Below are 18,941 nucleotides of genomic sequence, written 5' to 3' on the forward strand. Positions count from 1 at the left end.
CCGAATATCTTGGTAAGATGTCGCGTCCTTTTATCCCCCGTTCTTTAACATCCAGTGGTGAACCTATGCATCCGATGCTGAATATCGCCGTGCGCGCTGCGCGCAACGCCGGTCAAGTAGTAGTAAAAGCCTTTTCTCAACCCGAGAACATCGAGGTTATCCAGAAAGGCAGCAATGACTTCGTGACCAACGTTGACCGTGACGCCGAAGCGGCCATCATTCACACCATCAAAAAATCTTACCCGGAACACAGCATCGTTGCTGAAGAGTCTGGTGAGATTGCCGGTACCAATCCGGACTACCAATGGATCATCGACCCACTGGATGGCACGACCAACCTGGTCAAGGGCATTCCGCACTTTGCCGTTTCCATCGCTCTGCGCGTCAAGGGCAAGACCGAACAAGCCGTTGTCTACGATCCCATCCGTGACGAGCTGTTCACTGCCACCCGTGGCAGCGGCGCCCAGCTGAACGGCTACCGTATTCGTGTCGGCAAGGCCAAAGAGCTCTCCGGCACTATCCTGGCCACCGGGTTCCCGTTCAAGCAGAAGCACCACATCGAACCCTACCTGAAGATGTTCCAGAGCATGTTCATCGAGTGTGCCGATATCCGCCGTGCTGGCTCCGCCGCGCTGGATCTCGCCTATGTGGCCGCTGGCCGCGTCGACGGTTTCTGGGAAATCGGCCTGAAACCCTGGGACACCGCCGCCGGTGAGCTGCTGGCCAAAGAAGCCGGCGCCATCGTCACCGACTTCGTCGGTGGTCACAACTACGAAAACTCCGGCAACATCGTGGTAGCCAACCCCCGCGTGCTGAAAGAGATGCTCGGCAAGATCCGTGAAAACCTGCCGGAATCCCTGGCCAAGTAATCCCGGATACCCGTGAAAAAAATGCCAGTCGGTTCGCCGACTGGCATTTTTTATTCCTGACTACAGCGAAAATCCCGCCCCTCTCGATGACTCATCGGGATCAGATAGTGCCGTTGCGTCCCATGTTGATCACCACCCGGCGGTTCTTGGCTCGGCCAGCTTCCGTTTCGTTGGAGGCCACGTGCTGTTTCTCACCGTGCCCTTCCACCGAGATCTTGCCCTCCTCGATGCCGAGATCCACAAACACCTGCTTGATGGCATCCGCCCGCTTCTCGGAGAGCTTCTGGTTTGGCCAGCGGCCGCCATAGCTGTCGCTGTAGGCGTCGATCACCACCACATCGATGCTCTTGTCTGCCTTCACATAGTCACCGATCATCGCCAGCCGCCGCTTGGAGGCCGGTGACAACTGATCGCTGTTCTTGTCATAGGAGAGCACGCTGAAGGCGATGTCGTTGAAGCTGTAGGGCAGCAAGCCACTCAGGCAGTCCATGAACGCCTGGTACTTCACCCTGAAATTGACCGACGAGAGCGATACCCGCACCGGCCTGTCCTGACGATACCAGTCGCGATACTGGAAAGTCGGCATACGCCCTCCTTCCAGCTCGTCCAGCATGGTCCAGGCGGTCTGCCCCGCCACCAGGCCGTCAAACTGCTGATAGAACTGCAACTGGCTGATCTGTCGCCCGGCCACCCCGGGACGCCAGCTGGGGGGCATGATCCCGAGGCTCACTGTCTGAGTACGCGCCTGGGGTCGCTGCCCCTTGAGCTCGAAATCCAGATTGATCTTGCGCCCGGCCCGGCTGACAAAGGCCCCGGTTCCCCAGCGGGGAATAGGATGCTCCAGCCTGCACTCCACCTGGGTATCAGAGGTCAGGCGCCAGACGGATTGATCCAGACCGGCGCCAAATTCGGTCACACCCGCCTGCAACTGCATACTCACTGATATGCTGATCAACCCCAACACCCAAGCATTCAACGGCTTGTCCTCCACACTATCTCGAATTATCTATCGGCAGCGGCAGGACAAGCTTTAGGTCAAAACGCTCAATGGGGGGAAGAAGGGGCCATCAGCTTGAAGCTGGCGATGCGTCCCGCCAGATCCCGGGCCAGGGCATCCAGTTCGGCACTGTGTTGTTGCAGGGTATGGGAGTGCTGGCGATGGGCTTCATACACATCGCGGATGGTCATCACGTTTTGCTGGATGTCGTCGGTCACGTAACGCTGCTCCTCGGTGGCGGTGGCCACCTGGGCCGTCATGTCGCTCACCTTGCGCACCTCGTTGACGATGTCGGTCAGCTCGCTCCCCGCCCGCTTGGCCTCCGTCACGCTAAGACCCGCCTGTTCGGTGCCCGTGTGCATGGCAGCCACCGCCTCGTTGGCCCCCTGGCGCAAGCGGCCCAGCATCCGCTCTATGTCATCCGCCGCCTGCTGGGTACGGGAGGCAAGCGCTCTCACCTCGTCGGCCACCACAGCAAAGCCGCGCCCGGATTCACCGGCACGGGCCGCCTCGATGGCGGCATTGAGGGCCAGCAGGTTGGTTCTGTCCGAGATCTGCTTGATGAGGTTGAGCGCTTCGCCCACCGACTCGGTATCCTGATGCAGGCTGTCCACAAGTTGCTGGGTATCACTCAGGGTACCCGCCACCTGCTGGATGGTGTGGATGGTCTGATCCACCTCCTTGTCACCCTGCTTCGCCCGGCCGATGGCCTGCTGAGTCGCCTGGGAGGTCTGGGTTGCGTTGCGGGCAATCTCCGCGACAGTCGATGCCATCTCGGTGGCGGCAGTCGCCACCAGATCCACCTGCCCGCATCCCCTGACTACGCCGGCATTCACCTCGGCAATGACCTCGGCCGAGCTGGCGGCGCTGCGTATCAGCACGTCACAGGAGTGGCGCACAGCCAGCAGCAAACTCTCCAGGTGCCCGAGGAAATGGTTCAGATCCCGCGCCAGGGCCCCCAGCTCATCCCCGGATCGCCAGTCGACCCGCACGGTCAGGTCATTCTCCTGCACCAGGCGCTTGAAGGTCTGGTGCAGGGCCATGAAGCCCAGATGCAGATCCCGCACCACCCGCCAGCAGACGAAGGTGGTCAGGACGATGCACAGCAACACGCCAGCCGCCCCCCACCAGAAGTCACTGGCACTCCCGACCCGCATCTGTTCAACCCGCTCGAAGAGCTGCTGATAGAGGCTGTCTTCTATCTCTTTGAGCAGGCCTATCTTGTCGGTACTCAAGGCAAACCAGGCCTCGGCATCGACGCCAAAACCGCCGCTTGCCGCCTTGTCCAAGGCCAGTTTCTCCATGGCGGCCACCTTGGCCACCACGGGTGAGGCGAGGCTGTCGTTCAGCAACTGACGCTGGGCGGGACTCGCCACCGCCTGGAAACGTTCGAGATAGGTGTTCTGGGCCGCCAGCAGGGAGATGAACTGCTGCAACAGCGCAGGCGTGAAGCTGTCACGGCCAAAGACGTTGCTGAGCGTCGCCCGCTCCAGCCCCGCACGCTCCTTGCTCTGCAGGAAGGCGGCGTAGGCATTGGTCTGCAGGGCGATGGTGGCATCCATGCTGCCGACGCTTATCTTGTCCACCACCGCCAGCAAGGCGGTCACGAGGCGGGTATAGAAGCCGACCTGTTCCGCCACCTCGACCCCCAGGGCGCTGACCCGCTCACGCATGGCGGTGAGTCCCGCCACTCCCTGCTGCACCTCCGTCAGCGCCAGCAAGGCAGGATCCTGATGAAAACGCTGCAACAGGCTGTCCACCACCTTGCGCTGGGCAGGCAGCGCATCGCGAAACTTGTTGCCGCCAGAGCCGAGGAAACCGGCCGACATGCCGCGCTCCCGTTGCAGCTCATGGGCCAGCTGCGCCGCCTCCTTCACCACCGCCAGCGCGACCAGGGCGCCGCTCATCTCCTGTTCGACCCGATAACGTTCATAGACGTACCGGCCGGAGAAAAACAGCAGGGCCAACAGCGGCAGACAGACCACCAACATCATCTTGTGTGCCAATCCCAGCTTCTTCATCGTCCTCTCCCTCCATGGTTGACGTCGCCCATTATAAGCACAGGTGTTTCAAAATGGTCCTCTTGCCGTCCCATGGCGGCAGATAAGGGACAAGGGCCCGCTTTTTTGCCATAATGCCGCCTCCTTTCACGCCGACCGAGATACCATGACCGACGCCGTTCACACCCTCAAGGGCCGTTTTCGCGGCTTTTACCCCGTCGTCATCGATGTTGAAACCGCCGGATTCAATGCCAAGACCGATGCCCTGCTGGAAATAGCCGCCCACACCCTCAAGATGGATGAGCAGGGCTGGCTCGTCCCTGACCAGATCTTCCATTTTCATGTCCAGCCCTTTGAGGGCGCCAATCTGGAGAAAGCGGCGCTGGAGTTCACCGGCATCGACCCCTTCAACCCGCTGCGGGGCGCGGTGGACGAGAAGGAAGCACTCACCGAGATCTTCAAGGGGGTGCGCAAGGGCATGAAGGAGCAGGATTGTGGTCGCGCCATCATAGTGGCCCACAACGCCACCTTCGACCACGGCTTCGTGATGGCCGCCGCCGAGCGGGCCGGCCTCAAGCGCAATCCGTTCCACCCCTTCGCCACCTTCGACACCGCCGCCCTCTCGGGTCTTGCCCTGGGGCAGACGGTGCTGGCCAAGGCCTGTCAGAGCGCCAATATCCCCTTTGACAACAAAGAGGCCCACTCGGCCCTCTACGACACCGAGCGCACCACAGAGCTCTTCTGCCACATCGTCAATCGCTGGAAGAGCCTGGGAGGCTGGCCTCTGGCCAACCCGGATGAAACGACGGACACCGAAGACGAGGGCTGAACACTCCCAGCCCCTGCCCAGACAGGCTGCCCATGGCAGCCTGTCTGCATGAGGGGACCTGTCTGGGCAAGGAAGAAGGGCCATTTTCCCGGTTCCCGTTCACCGCCAGCAGAAGATGCGTCCCTTGGCCGGGATCTGCCGATTTTTTTCTCGACATTTAGCCTGTTTTTCGCAAACTAGCTGGCTTTCACACGACTGACAGCAACACAATCCATAAGGAAATCAAATGAATCCTGTTGTTATCGCGGTGGCGCTGATGCTGGTGCTCAGCCTGCTGCGGATCAATGTGGTGGTCTCCCTCGCCATCGGTGCCATCGTGGGTGGCCTGCTCGGCGGACTCTCCCTCGAGCAGACCCTCAGCACCTTCACCGGCGGCCTGGGCGGCGGTGCAGAAATCGCCCTCTCCTACGCCATGCTGGGGGCTTTCGCGGTAGCCATCTCCCGCTCCGGCATCACCGATCTGCTGGCCCGCAAGGTCATCAACCAGCTCGGCAAGGATGCCAGCAGCACCCGCATTCTCTGGGTCAAGAGCCTGCTGCTCACCTCGGTGCTCGCGGTCTCCGTCTCCTCCCAGAACCTGATCCCGGTGCACATCGCCTTCATTCCCATCCTGATCCCGCCGCTGCTGCATGTCATGGCCCAGATGCAGATCGACCGCCGTCAGGTGGCCTGCGTCATCACCTTCGGCCTGACCGCTACCTACATGCTGCTGCCGGTGGGCTTTGGCGGCATCTTCCTGAACAACATCCTGGCCAAGAATCTCGTCGACAACGGCGTACCGGTGGAATTCAGCCAGTTGCCCCTGGCGATGGCCATCCCGGTATTCGGCATGTTCCTCGGCCTGCTCATCGCCGTCTTCTTCAGCTACCGCAAGCCGCGTCAGTATGATCTGGAGAAGATCCTGGCCGCCGAACCCGAGACGGTCGAGCTCAATCTCAACCACATCTGGGTCGCCCTGCTGGCCATCGCCGTGGCACTCGGCCTGCAACTGATGACCAACAGCATCGTGCTGGGGGCGCTCGCAGGCTTCATCATCTTCACTTGCGGCGGCGTCATCAAATTCCGCGAGAGCCAGGATGCCTTCACCCAGGGTGTGCGCATGATGTCCCTCATCGGCTTTATCATGATCTCGGCCGCAGGCTTCGCCGCCGTCATGAAGGAGACCCACGGGGTGGAGAGTCTGGTGCAGTCCGTCTCCAGCATGATGGCAGGTCACAAGGGACTGGCGGCCTTCCTGATGCTGCTGGTGGGCCTGCTCATCACCATGGGGATCGGCTCCTCCTTCTCCACCGTGCCCATCATCGCCACCATCTATGTACCCCTGTGCATCCACCTCGGCTTCTCGCCCATGGCGACCATCGCCCTGGTGGGCACTGCGGGCGCGCTGGGGGACGCGGGCTCCCCCGCCTCCGACTCGACGCTCGGTCCCACATCGGGCCTCAATGCCGACGGTCAGCACGACCACATCTGGGACAGCGTGGTGCCAACCTTCATCCACTACAACATCCCCCTGGTGATCTTCGGCTGGATTGCCGCCATGGTGCTCTGAGTCCATCCCGAGCAGACAGACAAAAGGCGACCCTGGGGTCGCCTTTTGTCTTGCACATGCCTCAGATGGCCGGTTGCAGCCCCCGCCTGCCGGCCAGGGCGCAGAGACAGGCAACCAGGGCCAACCCCATGCCGGCTGCTCCCACCCCGAGCCAGTGTCCCTGTTGCCAGACCAGCATCCCCAGGCTGGAGCCGAGGGTTCCCCCCAGGAACATGCCGGTCATGAAGAGGGTATTGATGCGCCCCCTGGCCTCAGGTCTCAGACCATAGATGCGCTGCTGATGGGCGATGAGTGCGCTCTGCACGCCGAGATCCAGCAAGATGACCCCGCACGCCAGCCCGGCCAGAGAGAGCCACAGCTCGAAGCAGATCCAGGCAAGCACCACCAGCACGGCACCGGCCAATACCACTGGTCTGGCCCCCAACCGATCCGCCATCCGGCCTGCCAGAGGGGCCGCCACCACCCCAGCCACACCGATGACGCCGAACAGACCCGCCACGTCGGCCCCCAACCCATAGGCAGGTTCGGCCAGGTAGAACGCCAGCACGGTCCAGAAGGCGCTGAAGGAGGCAAACAGCAAGGCCTGGGTCAGGGTCGCGCTGCGCAAGGCGGGCTCCTCGCGCCACAGACCGACCAGAGAGTGAAGCAGACGGCCATAACCGAGGGGAGAGCGCGGCAATCCGGACGGTATCATCCTGGCCATCAGCAGGGCCCCCGACAGGGCCAGGGGAATGGCCAGCCAGAACATGGCGCGCCAACTGCCATAGGCGGTGACCAGGCCGGCGACGGTGCGGCTGAGCAGTATCCCGGCCAGCAGGCCGCTCATCACGCTGCCGACCACGGCACCACGGCGGGCGGGATCTGCCAGGGTCGCCGCCACCGGAACTATCTGCTGGGCCGCCGTGGCCCCGATGCCGAGCAGGACGGAGGCCAGCATCAAGGTGGTGGCACTCGCGGCCGTGGCCGCCAGCAGGGAAGCCAGCGCGATCAGTGCAAACTGCCCCGGAATGAGCCAGCGGCGCTCGACTACATCGCCAAGCGGCACCAGCAAAAGCAGACCCATGGCATAGCCAAGCTGGGTCAGCATGGCGATCAATGGCATGCCCGAGTGCCCGGGAAAGTCCTGCGCCATCACCGCCAGCATGGGCTGGTTGTAGTAGATGTTGGCAACTGCCAGGCCGCATGACAGGGCCATGGCGAAGAGCAGGGAGGGGCCGGGGGTTGCGGCCCCTCCGGCAGAAGGCGATGTACTCATGATCTTCTCCTCGTGGTAGAAGGGCTCCCGCCAGGACACGGGCCCCATGCGCACAGCCTACCCGGGGAGCGTCGCCACCAGTAGAGCGGTGGGGACCATAACAGTTATTCCGCTGGCGTATGCCCCACCCCGGGCAGGCCGGTCACGAATGCCAGAAAGGCGCTCGCCTTGGCACCGGGCTGGCGACCTGCCGGGAGCAGGGTCCAGAGCTCCTGCATGGGCAGTTGCCACTCGGGCAGCACCGCCACCACCTCGCCGCGGGCAAGCTCGGGGGCAAACATCCACTCCGAGGCGATACCGAGCCCCAGTCCTGCCAGCACGGCGGCGCGCATGCCTTCGGCCGCCGAGACCGTCAACCTGCCTTCTCCGGAAACCACCCTCTCCTCGACGCCACGGCGAAATCGCCACTGCTGCCCCATTCCGGGCCGTGGACTGTAAAGCACCAGATCATGCTGTTGCAGGGCCTGAGGGGTCTCAGGCTCTCCTTTGGCGGCCAGATAGGCCGGCGTCGCCAGCACCCGCATGTCGCTTCGGGCGAGGCAGCGGGCGACCAGCGACGAGTCGGCCTGTTTGCCGATCCGCAGAGCCACCTCGATGCCCGCCGAAATGAGATCCACATTGCCGTCATCCAGCAGGATCTCCAGATCCAGTCCCGGGTGAGCCGCCAGAAAACCGGCAAGATGGGGAATGATATGCAGGCGTGCGAAGGTGACGGGAGCGCTCACCCGCAGGCGTCCGCTCAGGCCCGCCCGGCATTGCTGCACCATGGCATCGGCCTCGTTGACCTGGGCCAGGATCTCTCTCGCCCGCAGATAGTAGGCCTCTCCGGCCTCGGTAGGCGCCAGCCCCCGGGTCGAGCGCAGCAACAGGCGGCTGCCAAGGTGCGCCTCAAGCTGGGCAATCAATCTGGAAACCGTGGGTTGCCCCATCCCCAGTCGGCGGGCCACCGCCGAAAACGAGCCGGTCTCCACCGCCAGCACGAACACCTCCATCACCCCCAAGCGATCCATTTATGGCTCCTCTGTCCTGTGGCACTGTTCGTGGCACAAGGTAGCACCGGGACTGTCCTCTCGCACCCTCGTTCTGGCAGGAGGCACAATAAAGCTGCGTCATGGGCGGTCCTGCCATGGGAGAAAGGTGTCGGGATGAAATATCAACCAGGAACGATCGAACAGAGGGACTCGAAGACAAGGCTACAGGAGCTCGATTGCCCCAAGGCTACCCCAGTGCCACTTCCTGAATGGCGGCGCTGTGGGCGAAATAGCGGTGACAGAACTGCATGAACTCCGGCAGCGGCAAGGGACGCGAGTAGAAATAACCCTGGATCTCATCCACCCCTATGGTGAGCACCGCCTTGAGCTCATCGCTGTTTTCCACCCCTTCTGCCACGACACGCACCCCCAACTGATGAGAGAGGGTGGTGATGGTCTCGACGAAGAGCGCCTGCCGGGTGTCACTGTCGATCGCGGTGATAAAGGATCTGTCTATCTTGAGCTTGTCGAAATAGAGTTCACGCAGGTAAGAGAACGAGGACCAGCCGGTCCCGAAGTCATCGAGGGCCACCCGCACCCCAATCTGGCGCAGGGAGTGAATGATCTGCTTGCTCAGGGCGATGTCATCGAGGGCGATGGTTTCGGTCAGCTCCACTATTAACTGGTGCAATCCCAACGGACCATCACCCATCTTCTCTTCAATCTCCCTGGCCAACCCCATGTTGAACATGGAGTTGGAGAGGTTGATGGAGATCTCGAGCGGTGCTAGCACCTCCTTCGGGAAGCCGGACAGATCGAGCTGCATGCGCCGGATGATCCAGCCCCCGAGCGCCTCGCCCAACCCGTTCTCTTCTGCCAGCGAGATGATGTCGAGGGGGGCAATAAAGCCATATTCAGGATGATGCCAGCGGATCAGCGCCTCGGCCCCCAGCCTCACCACACTCTGGCCGCGCACGATGGGCTGATAGTAAAGGGCCAGTTGCGGGCATTGCGGGCAGTGGATAAGCTCCCGCAGCTCGGTCGACAGCCGGCGTTTGCGCTGATAGTGCTGATACATGCTGCTGGAGAAGAGCACATTGCGATTCAGCCGTTTGCGCTTGGCGCTGTCGAGGGCGATATCGGCAAACAGCAGCATCTCTTCCGGTGAATGATCCGGTTTCACGTACTGGCTGGTGCCCATGAAGACCCGGACCCGGTGCGCCGGATCGGCAGCAAACACCAGATCCGCCAGCTCGCTGCGCAGTTGCTCCAGAAACGGGAAGCGCAGATAGGTGGGCATGGTGCCGGTGATGATGAGGGTGAACTCGTCACTGCCGGTACGGGCAACGAAGATCCCCTGGCCAGAGGCGGCCTTGATCCGCGCCGCAAGCCGTTTGAGCAAGGCGTCCCCCACTTCGTAACCCAGACTGTCATTGACCTCCCTGAAATGCCCCAGATCCATGAGACAGACGGTGATGCTGCTGCGCCGACCGGGATGGCTGGTCCACTGCTGGAGGTGCTTGATGAGCGCCGCCCGGTTGGGGAGACGGGTGAGAGGGTCGTTCCACGCCAGAAAATGCTGGCGACGCACTTCGCGAAACAGCACCATCAACATCACCATGGTCGCCAGCATCAGAAATCCCAGGATGAAGAAGTTCTGGGTTTTCGACTCGTTGAGCAGCTCGCGCTGGGCGATGGCAGAGGGCCCAGTGAAGTTTTTCACCATCACGTCCCGCACCCCGCGCATCTCGTCATCGAGCGCGGCCGTGAACATCTTGAGTTCGGGGGAATCCGGCTCCCCATGCACCACATCCTGCTCATAATGTTCGAAGAGAGCGAGGATCTTGCCGACCGCCTTGTCCGCACCGAATCGGGCCCTGACCGACTTTGCCTCCTCCCCGTGCAGGAAGACATCGAGCCGGTTCCAGGCAATGTCAAAGCGCTTGTTCATCTCCTCCCGGCTGGCGGCACCGGCACGATAGAGCTGCAAGCCCTCCTCGAAGGCGTGGATCTCCAGCTCGAGCTGGGCCAATGCCCAGGCGGAGAGCTGGGTGTAGCGCGTCACCGCATTGAACGCGCGGTCATAGTTCCAGACCGACCAGAGGGTCACCCCCAAAAAGGTGGTCACCATCAGGATCAGGCTCAAGAACTTGCCGCGCAGCATCTTATTTGCTCTCCAGCGCCGTCAGCTGCCACACCATCCGGCTGTGATAGAGCTCCTTGTTGAGTTCGGGATGGTCGGTGAGGGGATAAATGACCCAGAGCGGCCCCTTGTTGCGCAGGGTCAGAGCCTTGCCATCCTGTTTCTCGGCCACCAGCACCGGGTACTTCTCCCCGTCTTCCAGCGGCAGTGCGGCCCAGTATTCATTGACCGCGAGGGCCTTGACCTCCTGGCTCTTGAGACCGTAGATCCTGACCAGGTCCCGCAGCAACACCCCGCGATAGAGGTGCTCCCCTTCGGTCCAGGGCGTCCCTGTCTTAACCTCCGTCTGCGGCAAGGCCTCAAACTCGGCACGGGTCAGCACCACCTCCCCCTTGCCATTGCAGCACCCCGCCCCCGCAATTCTGAAGAAGGGCTCCTCCGCCAACACCATACCCGACACGAGCCATCCAGATATCAGCAACACCTTGCCAAGCCACTTGCCCATCACGCACCTCCCTGTCATACGGTTTATTTATTCATCTCACTCTGCTGACTCATATGCAAACAACAGAATGCACCTTCAGACCAAAGTCGCAGTCGTTTGCAACCAGCAACGATTCTGCGTCTTCCAAAAGTATCCAATCGCTTCCCAAAAAATGACACCAGGCGCCACCCCCAGGCAAATGGATTGCACCATTTTTCTTTCATTGGCTCCTCATCAAACCGGGTGCCCGCTACGGCCGGAAAAAGGTGACAATCTTCGCTACGCATCTGAAAAACAGACACAAAAAAGGCCGCTCCATGGAGCGGCCTTCTCATCAGTGCAGTCAGGGTTTAGCTGTCGCGGCGCTTGTTGCCACCGAATTTGCGACCCTTGTCGAAACCGCCTTCACGGCGATCCTTGTTGAAGGGACGGTCACCCTGGGGACGGCGATCCTTGTTGAAAGGACGGTCGCCACGGAACGGACGATCACCACGGGGCGGACGGGGAGCAGTGTTGCCGCCGGCCGGCACTTCGGTGTAACGGGTGATCTGCAGCGGACGCTGGCAGACACGGGCCTTCTTGATCACTTCCAGCACCTCGGCGCTCATGCCCTTGGGCAGATCGACGGTGGAGAAGTCATCGGCGATGTCGATGTTGCCGATGAAGCGGCTCTCGATGTTCGCTTCGTTGGCGATGGCACCCACGATCTGGCCCGGTTTGACGCCGTGATGGGCGCCCACGTCGACACGGTAACGCTCCATCTCCACGTCCGGGTTGTCTTTCAGCGGACGCGGTTCGAGGGACGGCATGCGACGGGCCGGACGATCGCCACGGTCACCGAAGTCACGACCGCCACGGTCGTTGAACTCACGACGCTCGAAGCCACCGCGATCGTTGCCGGCGTTGAACACCGGATCCGGGATGGAGTCATCCAGCAGCAGCGGTTGATCGCCCTGTACCAGCTTGGCCAGTGCGGCAGCCAGCTCCAGCGGATCGGCAGAATCTTCTTCGATCAGCTCGTTCACCAGGTTGTGGTAGATCTCGAGCTCTTCACCCATCATGGTTTCGCGGATGCGCTCCTTGAACTTGGCCAGACGGTGCTGGTTGATGTCCTCGGTGCTCGGCATCTTCATCGGCTCGATGGCTTGACGGGTGGCGTGCTCGATGGCGCGCAGCATGCGACGCTCGCGCGGCGCCACGAACAGGATGGCTTCACCCTTGCGACCGGCACGGCCGGTACGGCCGATACGGTGAACGTAGGATTCGGTGTCGTAGGGAATGTCGTAGTTCACTACGTGGGTGATGCGCTCAACGTCCAGACCGCGGGCGACCACGTCGGTGGCGATCAGAATGTCCAGCTGGCCCTGACGCAGCTTGTCAACGGTACGCTCACGCAGCTTCTGCGGGATGTCACCGTGCAGCGCTTCACAGGCGTGACCACGGGCAGCCAGCTTGCCTGCCAGCTCTTCGGCGGCGTTCTTGGTACGCACGAACACCAGCAGGGCTTCGTAGGATTCCACTTCCAGCAGACGGGTCATGGCGTCCAGCTTGTGCAGACCGGTCACCTGCCAGTAACGCTGGCGAATGGTGGTGGCGGTCGCGGTCTTGGAGGCGATCTTGATCTCTTTGGGCTGCTTCAGGTGCTTCTGGGCAACACGACGGATCTGCTCCGGCATGGTGGCAGAGAACAGGGCAACCTGACGACCGGCCGGGCACTGATCCATGATCCAGTCCACGTCGTCGATGAAGCCCATGCGCAGCATTTCGTCCGCTTCATCCAGCACCAGGGCTTTCAGACCGGAGAGGTCCAGGTTCTTGCGACGGATCAGGTCCATCACGCGGCCCGGGGTACCCACGACAACCTGGGCACCACGGCGCAGAGCGCGGGTCTGGGTTTCGTAGGAAGCGCCGCCGTAGATGGGCAGCACGTGGAAATCAGGCATGTGGTGGGCATAGCGTTGGCATGCCTCAGCCACCTGCAGGGCCAGCTCGCGGGTCGGGGCCAGCACCAGGATCTGGGTGTTGCGGTTACCAGCTTCCAGACGAGACAACAGAGGCAAGGCAAAAGCAGCGGTCTTCCCTGTACCGGTTTGTGCCTGCCCCAGCAGATCGTGTCCCGCCATCAGGTGGGGAATTGCTGCGGCCTGGATGGGAGACGGGCGCTCATAGCCCACGTCCTGCAGCGCTTTCAATACAGGCGCGGCCAGTCCAAGCTCACTAAAAAGGGGCAGTTGTTCGGTATCAGACATAGATTCTTCCAGATTAAGGCAGGCGGCTAACACCGCGGAATAGCAAAAAGGCGGCGATTATAGCGCCACTTTGTTCTGCTGTCTTGAAAAATGTGATAGGTGTCTCAAGACGTTGGCAATTATAGAGGGATCTCGCGACTATGGCTTGCTTATTTTTCACTCATGATGCGTTATTGCCGATCACGCTTCGCCAGAGTCCTTGTCCCGCTTGTGCTTGAGCACCGCCATGGTCAATCGGCTGGTGCACAATAAACGACCACGTTCATCGCGAATCTCGATCTGCCACACCTGAGTCGTCGCCCCCAGATGCAGCGGCGCGCAGCGCCCCGTCACCACCCCTTCCCGCTTGGCCCTCAGGTGGTTGGCATTGACCTCCAGCCCCACGCAATAACTCTCCTCCCCCACGGCCATGTTGGCCGCAAGCGACCCCAGCGTTTCCGCCAGCACCACGGAGGCGCCGCCGTGCAGCAAGCCGAGTGGTTGATGGGTGCGGTGATCCACCGGCATGGTGGCCTCCAGCCAGTCGGGGCCAAAGGCGGTGTAGACGATGTCGAGGTGGGCCATCAGGGTGTTGCGGGAGCTGGCGTTGAGCCCCTCCAGGCTCATGGGTTTGCGCCAGATGGGGCTGCTTTCTTGACTCATGGTGAGCGGACTCCTTGCGTGATCAACGGGTTATCGCTGCGCTGTAGTGGCAAACCAGCAGTGTCGGCGAAAAAGGAGCAAAAAAAAAGATGCCCACGCCGGGGCATCTTGCATCGAGATTGACCCTCACCAGGGATAGGTCACCCCTGGCCACTCGGCCCAAGGGCCGTCCCGCCCCGGCAGGCGCGGCTCGGACCAGCGCCATACCTTGCCGAGCCAGGTGCGCAGTTCGGCTTCGAGTTCGCTGTCAGTGAGCGGCACCTCGGCCACCTTCCAGAAGAAGAGCTCCACCGCCACCTCCGGCAACACCGAGGGATAGAGGTAAACCCCGCCCCAGAACTCGGGCTCCCGCGCCGGGCTCCACAGACCATAGGCAAAGGAGCGTTTGGCCAGAAACTCGGAGTGCTGCCACTCCAGATCGGCCTCGTGCTGGCTCAGGCTGAAATTGGCGGAGGGCCACACATCGTCCGGGCGAAACAGCTGATGAAGCTGCTCGCGCTCGCGCAGCATGGCGACGAACTCCACCACCGCCTGGGTCGGATTGACCGGCAGCAGCAGGAAGTGCGGGTGCCGATAGGCTTGCGGCACCCGAAACCGCTTGGGCAGGGTCAGCATCAGAGCAGTTCCAGCAGGGCCTGCAGCGGGTGCTTGAGTTTCTCCCCCTCCATCCGCTTCACCTGGCTGCGGCAAGAGTAACCGGTGGCCAGACAGCGAGCTTGCGGCAGGCGAGCCAAGGGCTCGGCCCAGCTCAGACCGTAGATCCCCTTGGAGTTCTCCACCTGTTTGGCGTCGTGACCATAGGTGCCCGCCATGCCGCAGCAACCCACCGACACCGGCTGCAAACGCGCACCGAAGCGGCCGAACAGGGTGCTCCAGTCACCGTGGGTGGTGGGCTTGGCGGTCTTCTCGGTGCAGTGGGCAAACAGATACCAGGGGTCGGTGCCAGCCTCTTCCCGCAGCGGCAGCGCCTCGGCAGGCAGGGAGAGCAGCCACTCCTGGGGCAGCAGCACCTGGAAATCGCCGCGGGCGGGGCCGAGCGCCTTCACGTACTCGTCCCGGTAGCAGAGCACCAGAGAGGGGTCGACCCCCACCATGGGGATGCCGAGGGCCGCCACCTTGTTGAGGAACTGGGCGCTGCTGGCAGCAGTGCGGGCGAAGGCGCGCAGGAATCCCTTCACGTGCTGAGGCTTGCCGTTGGGTTTGAACGGCAGCAGGTAGGGCTGATAACCCAGCTTGCTGGCCAGCTTCACCAGGTCACGCACCACGGGGGCGTCGTAGTAGCTGGTGAAGGGGTCCTGCACGATGAGCACCACTTTTTGGCGCTGCTCGGGGCTCATGGCCTCGAGGCCTGGCAGATCGAAATAGCGGGCGCGGTGATCCCGCAGCTCCTCGGCCAGGGTCGGCACGGAGAGCAGCGGCACATCCACCATGCCGATGCTCTTCTCGGTCGCCTTCTGGGCCCACTCTTTTTCGAGGAAGAAGTTGACCAGCTTGGGGGCCTTGGCCAGCAGGGGCGCATAGCTTTCTACCGTGCCCACGAAGTAATCCTTGGGGCCGCGCAGATATCGGCTGTGATAGAGCTGCATGAAGCGGGCGCGGAAGGTGGGTACATCCACCTTGATGGGGCACTGGCTGGTGCATGCCTTGCACGCAAGGCACCCCTCCATCGCCTCCATCACCTCGTGGGAGAAGTCATACTCGCCCCGGGCGCGGGCCACCGTATTGCGGAACTTGTCGACGATCTGCTTGAAGCGTAGACCCCCGCTTTGCAGCGCCACCTCTTCGGCAAGGGGATCGAAGCCCTGCTCCGACAACTGGCGCAGCCATTCACGCATCAGGCCAGCCCGCCCCTTGGGGGAGTGACGGCGGTCGCGGCTGATCTTGACCGAGGGGCACATGGGGGAGTCGGTCTCGAAGGTGAAACACAGACCGTTGCCGTTGCAATCGAGGGCCCGTGTATAGCTCTCGCGCACGGCAATCGGGATCTGGCGGTCGAACTTGCCGCGCTTGGGCCCGTCCACCGAGACAAGCGAAGCGCCGCTGCCATAAGGCATGCAGATCTTGCCCGGGTTGATGCGGTTGGCCGGATCGAACACCCCCTTGACCCGTTGCAGCTCCTCCCACAGCTCGCCGAAGAAGGCGGGGCTGTATTCGGAGCGAAAGCCCTTGCCGTGCTCCCCCCACATCAGGCCGCCGTATTTGGCGGTGAGCGCCACCACCTGATCCGAGATGCGCCGCAGCAGCACCTCCTGCTCGGGATCGCACAAGTCCAGTGCCGGGCGCACGTGCAGCACCCCGGCATCGACGTGGCCGAACATGCCGTAGTCAAGGCCGTGAGCGTCCAGCAGGGCGCGAAACTCCATGATGAAGTCCGCCAGGGATTCCGGCGGCACGGCGGTGTCTTCGGTGAAGGCCACCGGCTTTTTGCGCCCTTCGGCGTTGCCGAGCAGCCCCACCGACTTCTTGCGCATGCCATAGATGGTCTCGATGCTCGGCAGGTGGTCGCACACCTGATAGCCAATGACCCCGGCTTCACCACTCGCCAGCAGACCGTCGATGCGCCGGCACAGCTCCGCCACCTTGGCCTTGTGTGCATCCTCGTCAGTATCCGCAAACTCGACGATGTTGAGCCCCTGCAGATCCTTGCCCGGCACATCCTGGATGAGATCCTTTACCGAGTGCCAGATGATGTCGGCGCGGGCCAGTCCCAGCACACGGGAGTCCACCGTCTCCACCGACAGGGCGTGGGCCTGTACCATAAAGGGGGCGTTTCTGAGCGCGGAGGGGAAACTGTCGTACTTGACGTTGACGAGCGTGCGGTAGCGCGGGATGGGGGTGATGTTGAGGCGGACTTCGGTGATGAAGCCCAAAGAGCCTTCCGAGCCGCACAGCACCCGGCTCACGTCCAGAGTGTCGGTATCGGGCTGATAGAGGTGCTTGAGATCGTAACCGGTCAGAAAGCGGTTGAGCTTGGGGAAGGTGGCTTCGATGTCGGCGCGCCGCTCGCGGCCGATGCGATAGAGGGTGCGATAGATCTCCCCTTCACGGGTCTCGAGGGCCAGCTTGTCCGCCAGACGCTGGCCGGTCACCGGCTCGGTGGCCATGAGATCGCCGTTTTCCAGCACGGCCTTGAGGCCGAGCACATGATCCGAGGTCTTACCGTACACCAAGGAGCCCTGCCCCGAGGCATCGGTGTTGACCATGCCCCCTAAGGTGGCCCGGTTGGAGGTGGAGAGATCCGGCGAGAAGAAGTAGCCGTGGGGCTTCAAAAAGGCGTTGAGCTGGTCTTTGACCACTCCTGCCTGGGCCCGCACCCAGCCCTCTTCCAGATTAATTTCCATGATCTGGTTCATATGGCGCGAGAGATCGACGATAATGCCGCCGCCCAAGGATTGGCCATTGGTGCCGGTACCGCCGCCGCGAGGGAAGAAACTCAAGGTTGCGTACTCGGGCCCCTGGGCCAGCTTGAGCATCACCGCTATGTCATCCGCGCTGCGCGGATAGAGAACCGCCTGAGGTACGACCTGATAGACGCTGTTATCCGTCGCCATCGCCAACCGGCTTGCATAAGACTTTTCGATATCACCACGAAATGCTGATCGCGCCAGCAACTCAAGAAACTGCAGGGTTGTAGATGACAAACTGTCCTGGTAATCGAGTCTCGGGATCATGAATCCTTGTTCCCATCCTTTGCTTGATGCCGGCATTCCGGCGACAACGACCGTTCGGGCCTGCCTCTTTGCGGGTGTCCGAACCAGTCCGCTCACATGTGAGCGGGCAGTATATCAGCTAGAAAACCGCTTGCGCGCGCAATCTTCACCATTTGAAAGGAGGACTTTTATGGCTCGCTACAGCCATGTTATCAGTACGCTTATTCGCACCGAAAAACAGGCGCTGACCCTGTCGCTGTTTGGTTGTATCACCTTTGCCATTTTCGGGATCGGCTATGGTCTGTTCGTCGGTTCCAACGCCATCATGCTGGACGGCATCTTCACCCTGTTCAGCATGGGCATGACGGGCCTTGGGCTCATCACCGCCTACCTGGTTACCCGCCCCTCCGACGCCCGTTTCCAATACGGCTACGCCCACTTCGAACCCATCGCCAACGTCATCAACGGCGCCATCATTCTGCTGCTCTGCCTCGGTGCCCTCTATGGCGGCATCACCTCCCTGCTGGCGGGCGGACGGGAGATCGATCTCGGCCACGCCCTCATCTATGCCGTCGTCTCCACCTTCTTCTGCAGCATCCTCTATCTCATCGAGGCCGACGTGGCCGAGCGGGTCAACTCCGAGCTGGTGCGGGTGGACTCCAAGGAGTGGCTGGTGGATACCCTGCTCAGCTCCACCCTGCTCATCGGCTTTCTGGTCGCCATCGGGCTCGATACCCTGGGTTACGGCCACTACAACCGCTACATAGACCCGATGCTGGTCTCCCTGCTGGCTCTGTGCGCCACCCTCATCCCCATCAAGGTGCTCGGTCGAAACCTGCGGGAAGTGCTGAAGATTGCCCCCAAGGGGGATGTCTCCCGGCTGGTGGCCAGCGAAGTCGAAGCCCTGCGCCTGCGCCATGGGGTCGAGTGCTACAGCCACCTGGCAAAAAGCGGCCGCCGCTTCGATCTCGAGCTCAACATCCTGGTGGCCCCCGGCCAGGAGTGGCCCGTCGAACGCCAGGATGCCCTGCGCCAGGAGCTCTGGTCCCGCCTCGGCGACACCCTGGGAGACGCTTGGCTCTCGGTCTGCTTCACCCGGGAAAAACGCTGGTTGTAAGCCGCAAGGCGGGGCTTGCCTGGCAAGCTCCGCCTGTCCCTGTTGCCCTGTTGGGCGAGCGCCTCCCCCTGCGCGTCCAGACCCCCTTGCCAAAGGCTATGTCCCAATTACGTGTTGCATGGGGCGCCCCAGCGCCTCATGCAAGCAACGTGGTACATTCACTTCCCGCCCGTAGCGCTCCAACAT

The 18,941-nt window shown here is 62.1% G+C and carries 14 protein-coding genes; 4 read left to right on the forward strand and 10 right to left on the reverse strand.

The features are described from left to right. Positions 1–65 precede the first annotated feature (65 nt). Entirely contained in the window at positions 66–869 is an 804-nt protein-coding gene (suhB, locus tag AB5Y64_RS04425) for an inositol-1-monophosphatase (protein ID WP_039038754.1), read from the forward strand. Positions 870–969: 100 nt separating this feature from the next. Here suhB and AB5Y64_RS04430 read toward each other — a convergent pair whose 3' ends face one another. Further along, a complete protein-coding gene (locus AB5Y64_RS04430; protein ID WP_039038755.1) occupies positions 970–1,845 on the reverse strand; it encodes an OmpA family protein in 876 nt (291 codons plus the stop codon). 68 nt (positions 1,846–1,913) lie between these two features. Further along, positions 1,914–3,887: a methyl-accepting chemotaxis protein gene (locus AB5Y64_RS04435; protein ID WP_226044088.1), complete on the reverse strand. Its 1,974-nt coding sequence runs from the start codon at positions 3,885–3,887 to the stop codon at positions 1,914–1,916. A gap of 145 nt (positions 3,888–4,032) precedes the next feature. Between AB5Y64_RS04435 and rnt the strand changes: the two genes are divergently transcribed. Further along, positions 4,033–4,695: a ribonuclease T gene (gene rnt, locus AB5Y64_RS04440; RefSeq protein ID WP_010675098.1), complete on the forward strand. Its 663-nt coding sequence runs from the start codon at positions 4,033–4,035 to the stop codon at positions 4,693–4,695. A gap of 226 nt (positions 4,696–4,921) precedes the next feature. Beyond that, positions 4,922–6,244 (forward strand): Na+/H+ antiporter family protein, encoded by a 1,323-nt coding sequence (locus AB5Y64_RS04445; protein WP_042649311.1) that lies wholly within the window; start codon positions 4,922–4,924, stop codon positions 6,242–6,244. A gap of 61 nt (positions 6,245–6,305) precedes the next feature. On the opposite strand, the gene AB5Y64_RS04450 is transcribed toward AB5Y64_RS04445, so the two are convergent. The 8 genes from AB5Y64_RS04450 to AB5Y64_RS04485 form a co-directional block, all read right to left on the reverse strand. Further along, a complete protein-coding gene (locus AB5Y64_RS04450; RefSeq protein WP_368203342.1) occupies positions 6,306–7,499 on the reverse strand; it encodes an MFS transporter in 1,194 nt (397 codons plus the stop codon). Positions 7,500–7,603: 104 nt separating this feature from the next. Next, on the reverse strand, positions 7,604–8,509 hold the full coding sequence (locus tag AB5Y64_RS04455) for a LysR family transcriptional regulator (RefSeq protein WP_052816366.1): 906 nt from the start codon (positions 8,507–8,509) through the stop codon (positions 7,604–7,606). 208 nt (positions 8,510–8,717) lie between these two features. Continuing rightward, on the reverse strand, positions 8,718–10,634 hold the full coding sequence (locus AB5Y64_RS04460) for a putative bifunctional diguanylate cyclase/phosphodiesterase (RefSeq protein WP_368203345.1): 1,917 nt from the start codon (positions 10,632–10,634) through the stop codon (positions 8,718–8,720). A 1-nt stretch (position 10,635) separates the two neighbouring features. Beyond that, positions 10,636–11,118: a molybdopterin-binding oxidoreductase gene (locus AB5Y64_RS04465; protein ID WP_039038761.1), complete on the reverse strand. Its 483-nt coding sequence runs from the start codon at positions 11,116–11,118 to the stop codon at positions 10,636–10,638. A 329-nt stretch (positions 11,119–11,447) separates the two neighbouring features. Continuing rightward, on the reverse strand, positions 11,448–13,346 hold the full coding sequence (locus tag AB5Y64_RS04470) for a DEAD/DEAH box helicase (RefSeq protein ID WP_029314717.1): 1,899 nt from the start codon (positions 13,344–13,346) through the stop codon (positions 11,448–11,450). 180 nt (positions 13,347–13,526) lie between these two features. Then, positions 13,527–13,988 (reverse strand): hotdog fold thioesterase, encoded by a 462-nt coding sequence (locus tag AB5Y64_RS04475; protein WP_368203347.1) that lies wholly within the window; start codon positions 13,986–13,988, stop codon positions 13,527–13,529. Between the two features lie 126 nt (positions 13,989–14,114). Further along, positions 14,115–14,603, reverse strand: a complete 489-nt coding sequence (locus tag AB5Y64_RS04480) for a hypothetical protein (RefSeq protein ID WP_368203348.1) — start codon at positions 14,601–14,603, stop codon at positions 14,115–14,117. Next, positions 14,603–17,659: an FAD-binding and (Fe-S)-binding domain-containing protein gene (locus AB5Y64_RS04485; protein WP_368203350.1), complete on the reverse strand. Its 3,057-nt coding sequence runs from the start codon at positions 17,657–17,659 to the stop codon at positions 14,603–14,605. The genes AB5Y64_RS04480 and AB5Y64_RS04485 overlap by 1 nt, the downstream gene beginning before the upstream one ends. Before the next feature lie 169 nt (positions 17,660–17,828). Here AB5Y64_RS04485 and AB5Y64_RS04490 point away from each other — a divergent pair, with 169 nt between their 5' ends. Then, positions 17,829–18,755 (forward strand): cation diffusion facilitator family transporter, encoded by a 927-nt coding sequence (locus AB5Y64_RS04490; protein WP_368203352.1) that lies wholly within the window; start codon positions 17,829–17,831, stop codon positions 18,753–18,755. The last annotated feature ends 186 nt before the right edge of the window (positions 18,756–18,941 follow it).

The sequence above is a fragment of the Aeromonas sp. R5-1 genome, assembly GCF_040908265.1.
GTDB classification, from domain to species: Bacteria; Pseudomonadota; Gammaproteobacteria; order Enterobacterales; family Aeromonadaceae; genus Aeromonas; species Aeromonas caviae.

Bases quoted from the DNA above. Each gene is read 5' to 3' on its own strand.
- AB5Y64_RS04475 (WP_368203347.1), bottom strand. From the start codon at position 13,988: ATGAGTCAAGAAAGCAGCCCCATCTGGCGCAAACCCATGAGCCTGGAG.
- AB5Y64_RS04485 (WP_368203350.1), bottom strand. From the start codon at position 17,659: ATGATCCCGAGACTCGATTACCAGGACAGTTTGTCATCTACAACCCTG.
- rnt (WP_010675098.1), top strand. From the start codon at position 4,033: ATGACCGACGCCGTTCACACCCTCAAGGGCCGTTTTCGCGGCTTTTAC.
- AB5Y64_RS04455 (WP_052816366.1), bottom strand. From the start codon at position 8,509: ATGGATCGCTTGGGGGTGATGGAGGTGTTCGTGCTGGCGGTGGAGACC.
- AB5Y64_RS04470 (WP_029314717.1), bottom strand. From the start codon at position 13,346: ATGTCTGATACCGAACAACTGCCCCTTTTTAGTGAGCTTGGACTGGCC.
- AB5Y64_RS04435 (WP_226044088.1), bottom strand. From the start codon at position 3,887: ATGAAGAAGCTGGGATTGGCACACAAGATGATGTTGGTGGTCTGTCTG.
- suhB (WP_039038754.1), top strand. From the start codon at position 66: ATGCATCCGATGCTGAATATCGCCGTGCGCGCTGCGCGCAACGCCGGT.
- AB5Y64_RS04480 (WP_368203348.1), bottom strand. From the start codon at position 14,603: ATGCTGACCCTGCCCAAGCGGTTTCGGGTGCCGCAAGCCTATCGGCAC.
- AB5Y64_RS04490 (WP_368203352.1), top strand. From the start codon at position 17,829: ATGGCTCGCTACAGCCATGTTATCAGTACGCTTATTCGCACCGAAAAA.
- AB5Y64_RS04465 (WP_039038761.1), bottom strand. From the start codon at position 11,118: ATGGGCAAGTGGCTTGGCAAGGTGTTGCTGATATCTGGATGGCTCGTG.
- AB5Y64_RS04460 (WP_368203345.1), bottom strand. From the start codon at position 10,634: ATGCTGCGCGGCAAGTTCTTGAGCCTGATCCTGATGGTGACCACCTTT.
- AB5Y64_RS04445 (WP_042649311.1), top strand. From the start codon at position 4,922: ATGAATCCTGTTGTTATCGCGGTGGCGCTGATGCTGGTGCTCAGCCTG.
- AB5Y64_RS04450 (WP_368203342.1), bottom strand. From the start codon at position 7,499: ATGAGTACATCGCCTTCTGCCGGAGGGGCCGCAACCCCCGGCCCCTCC.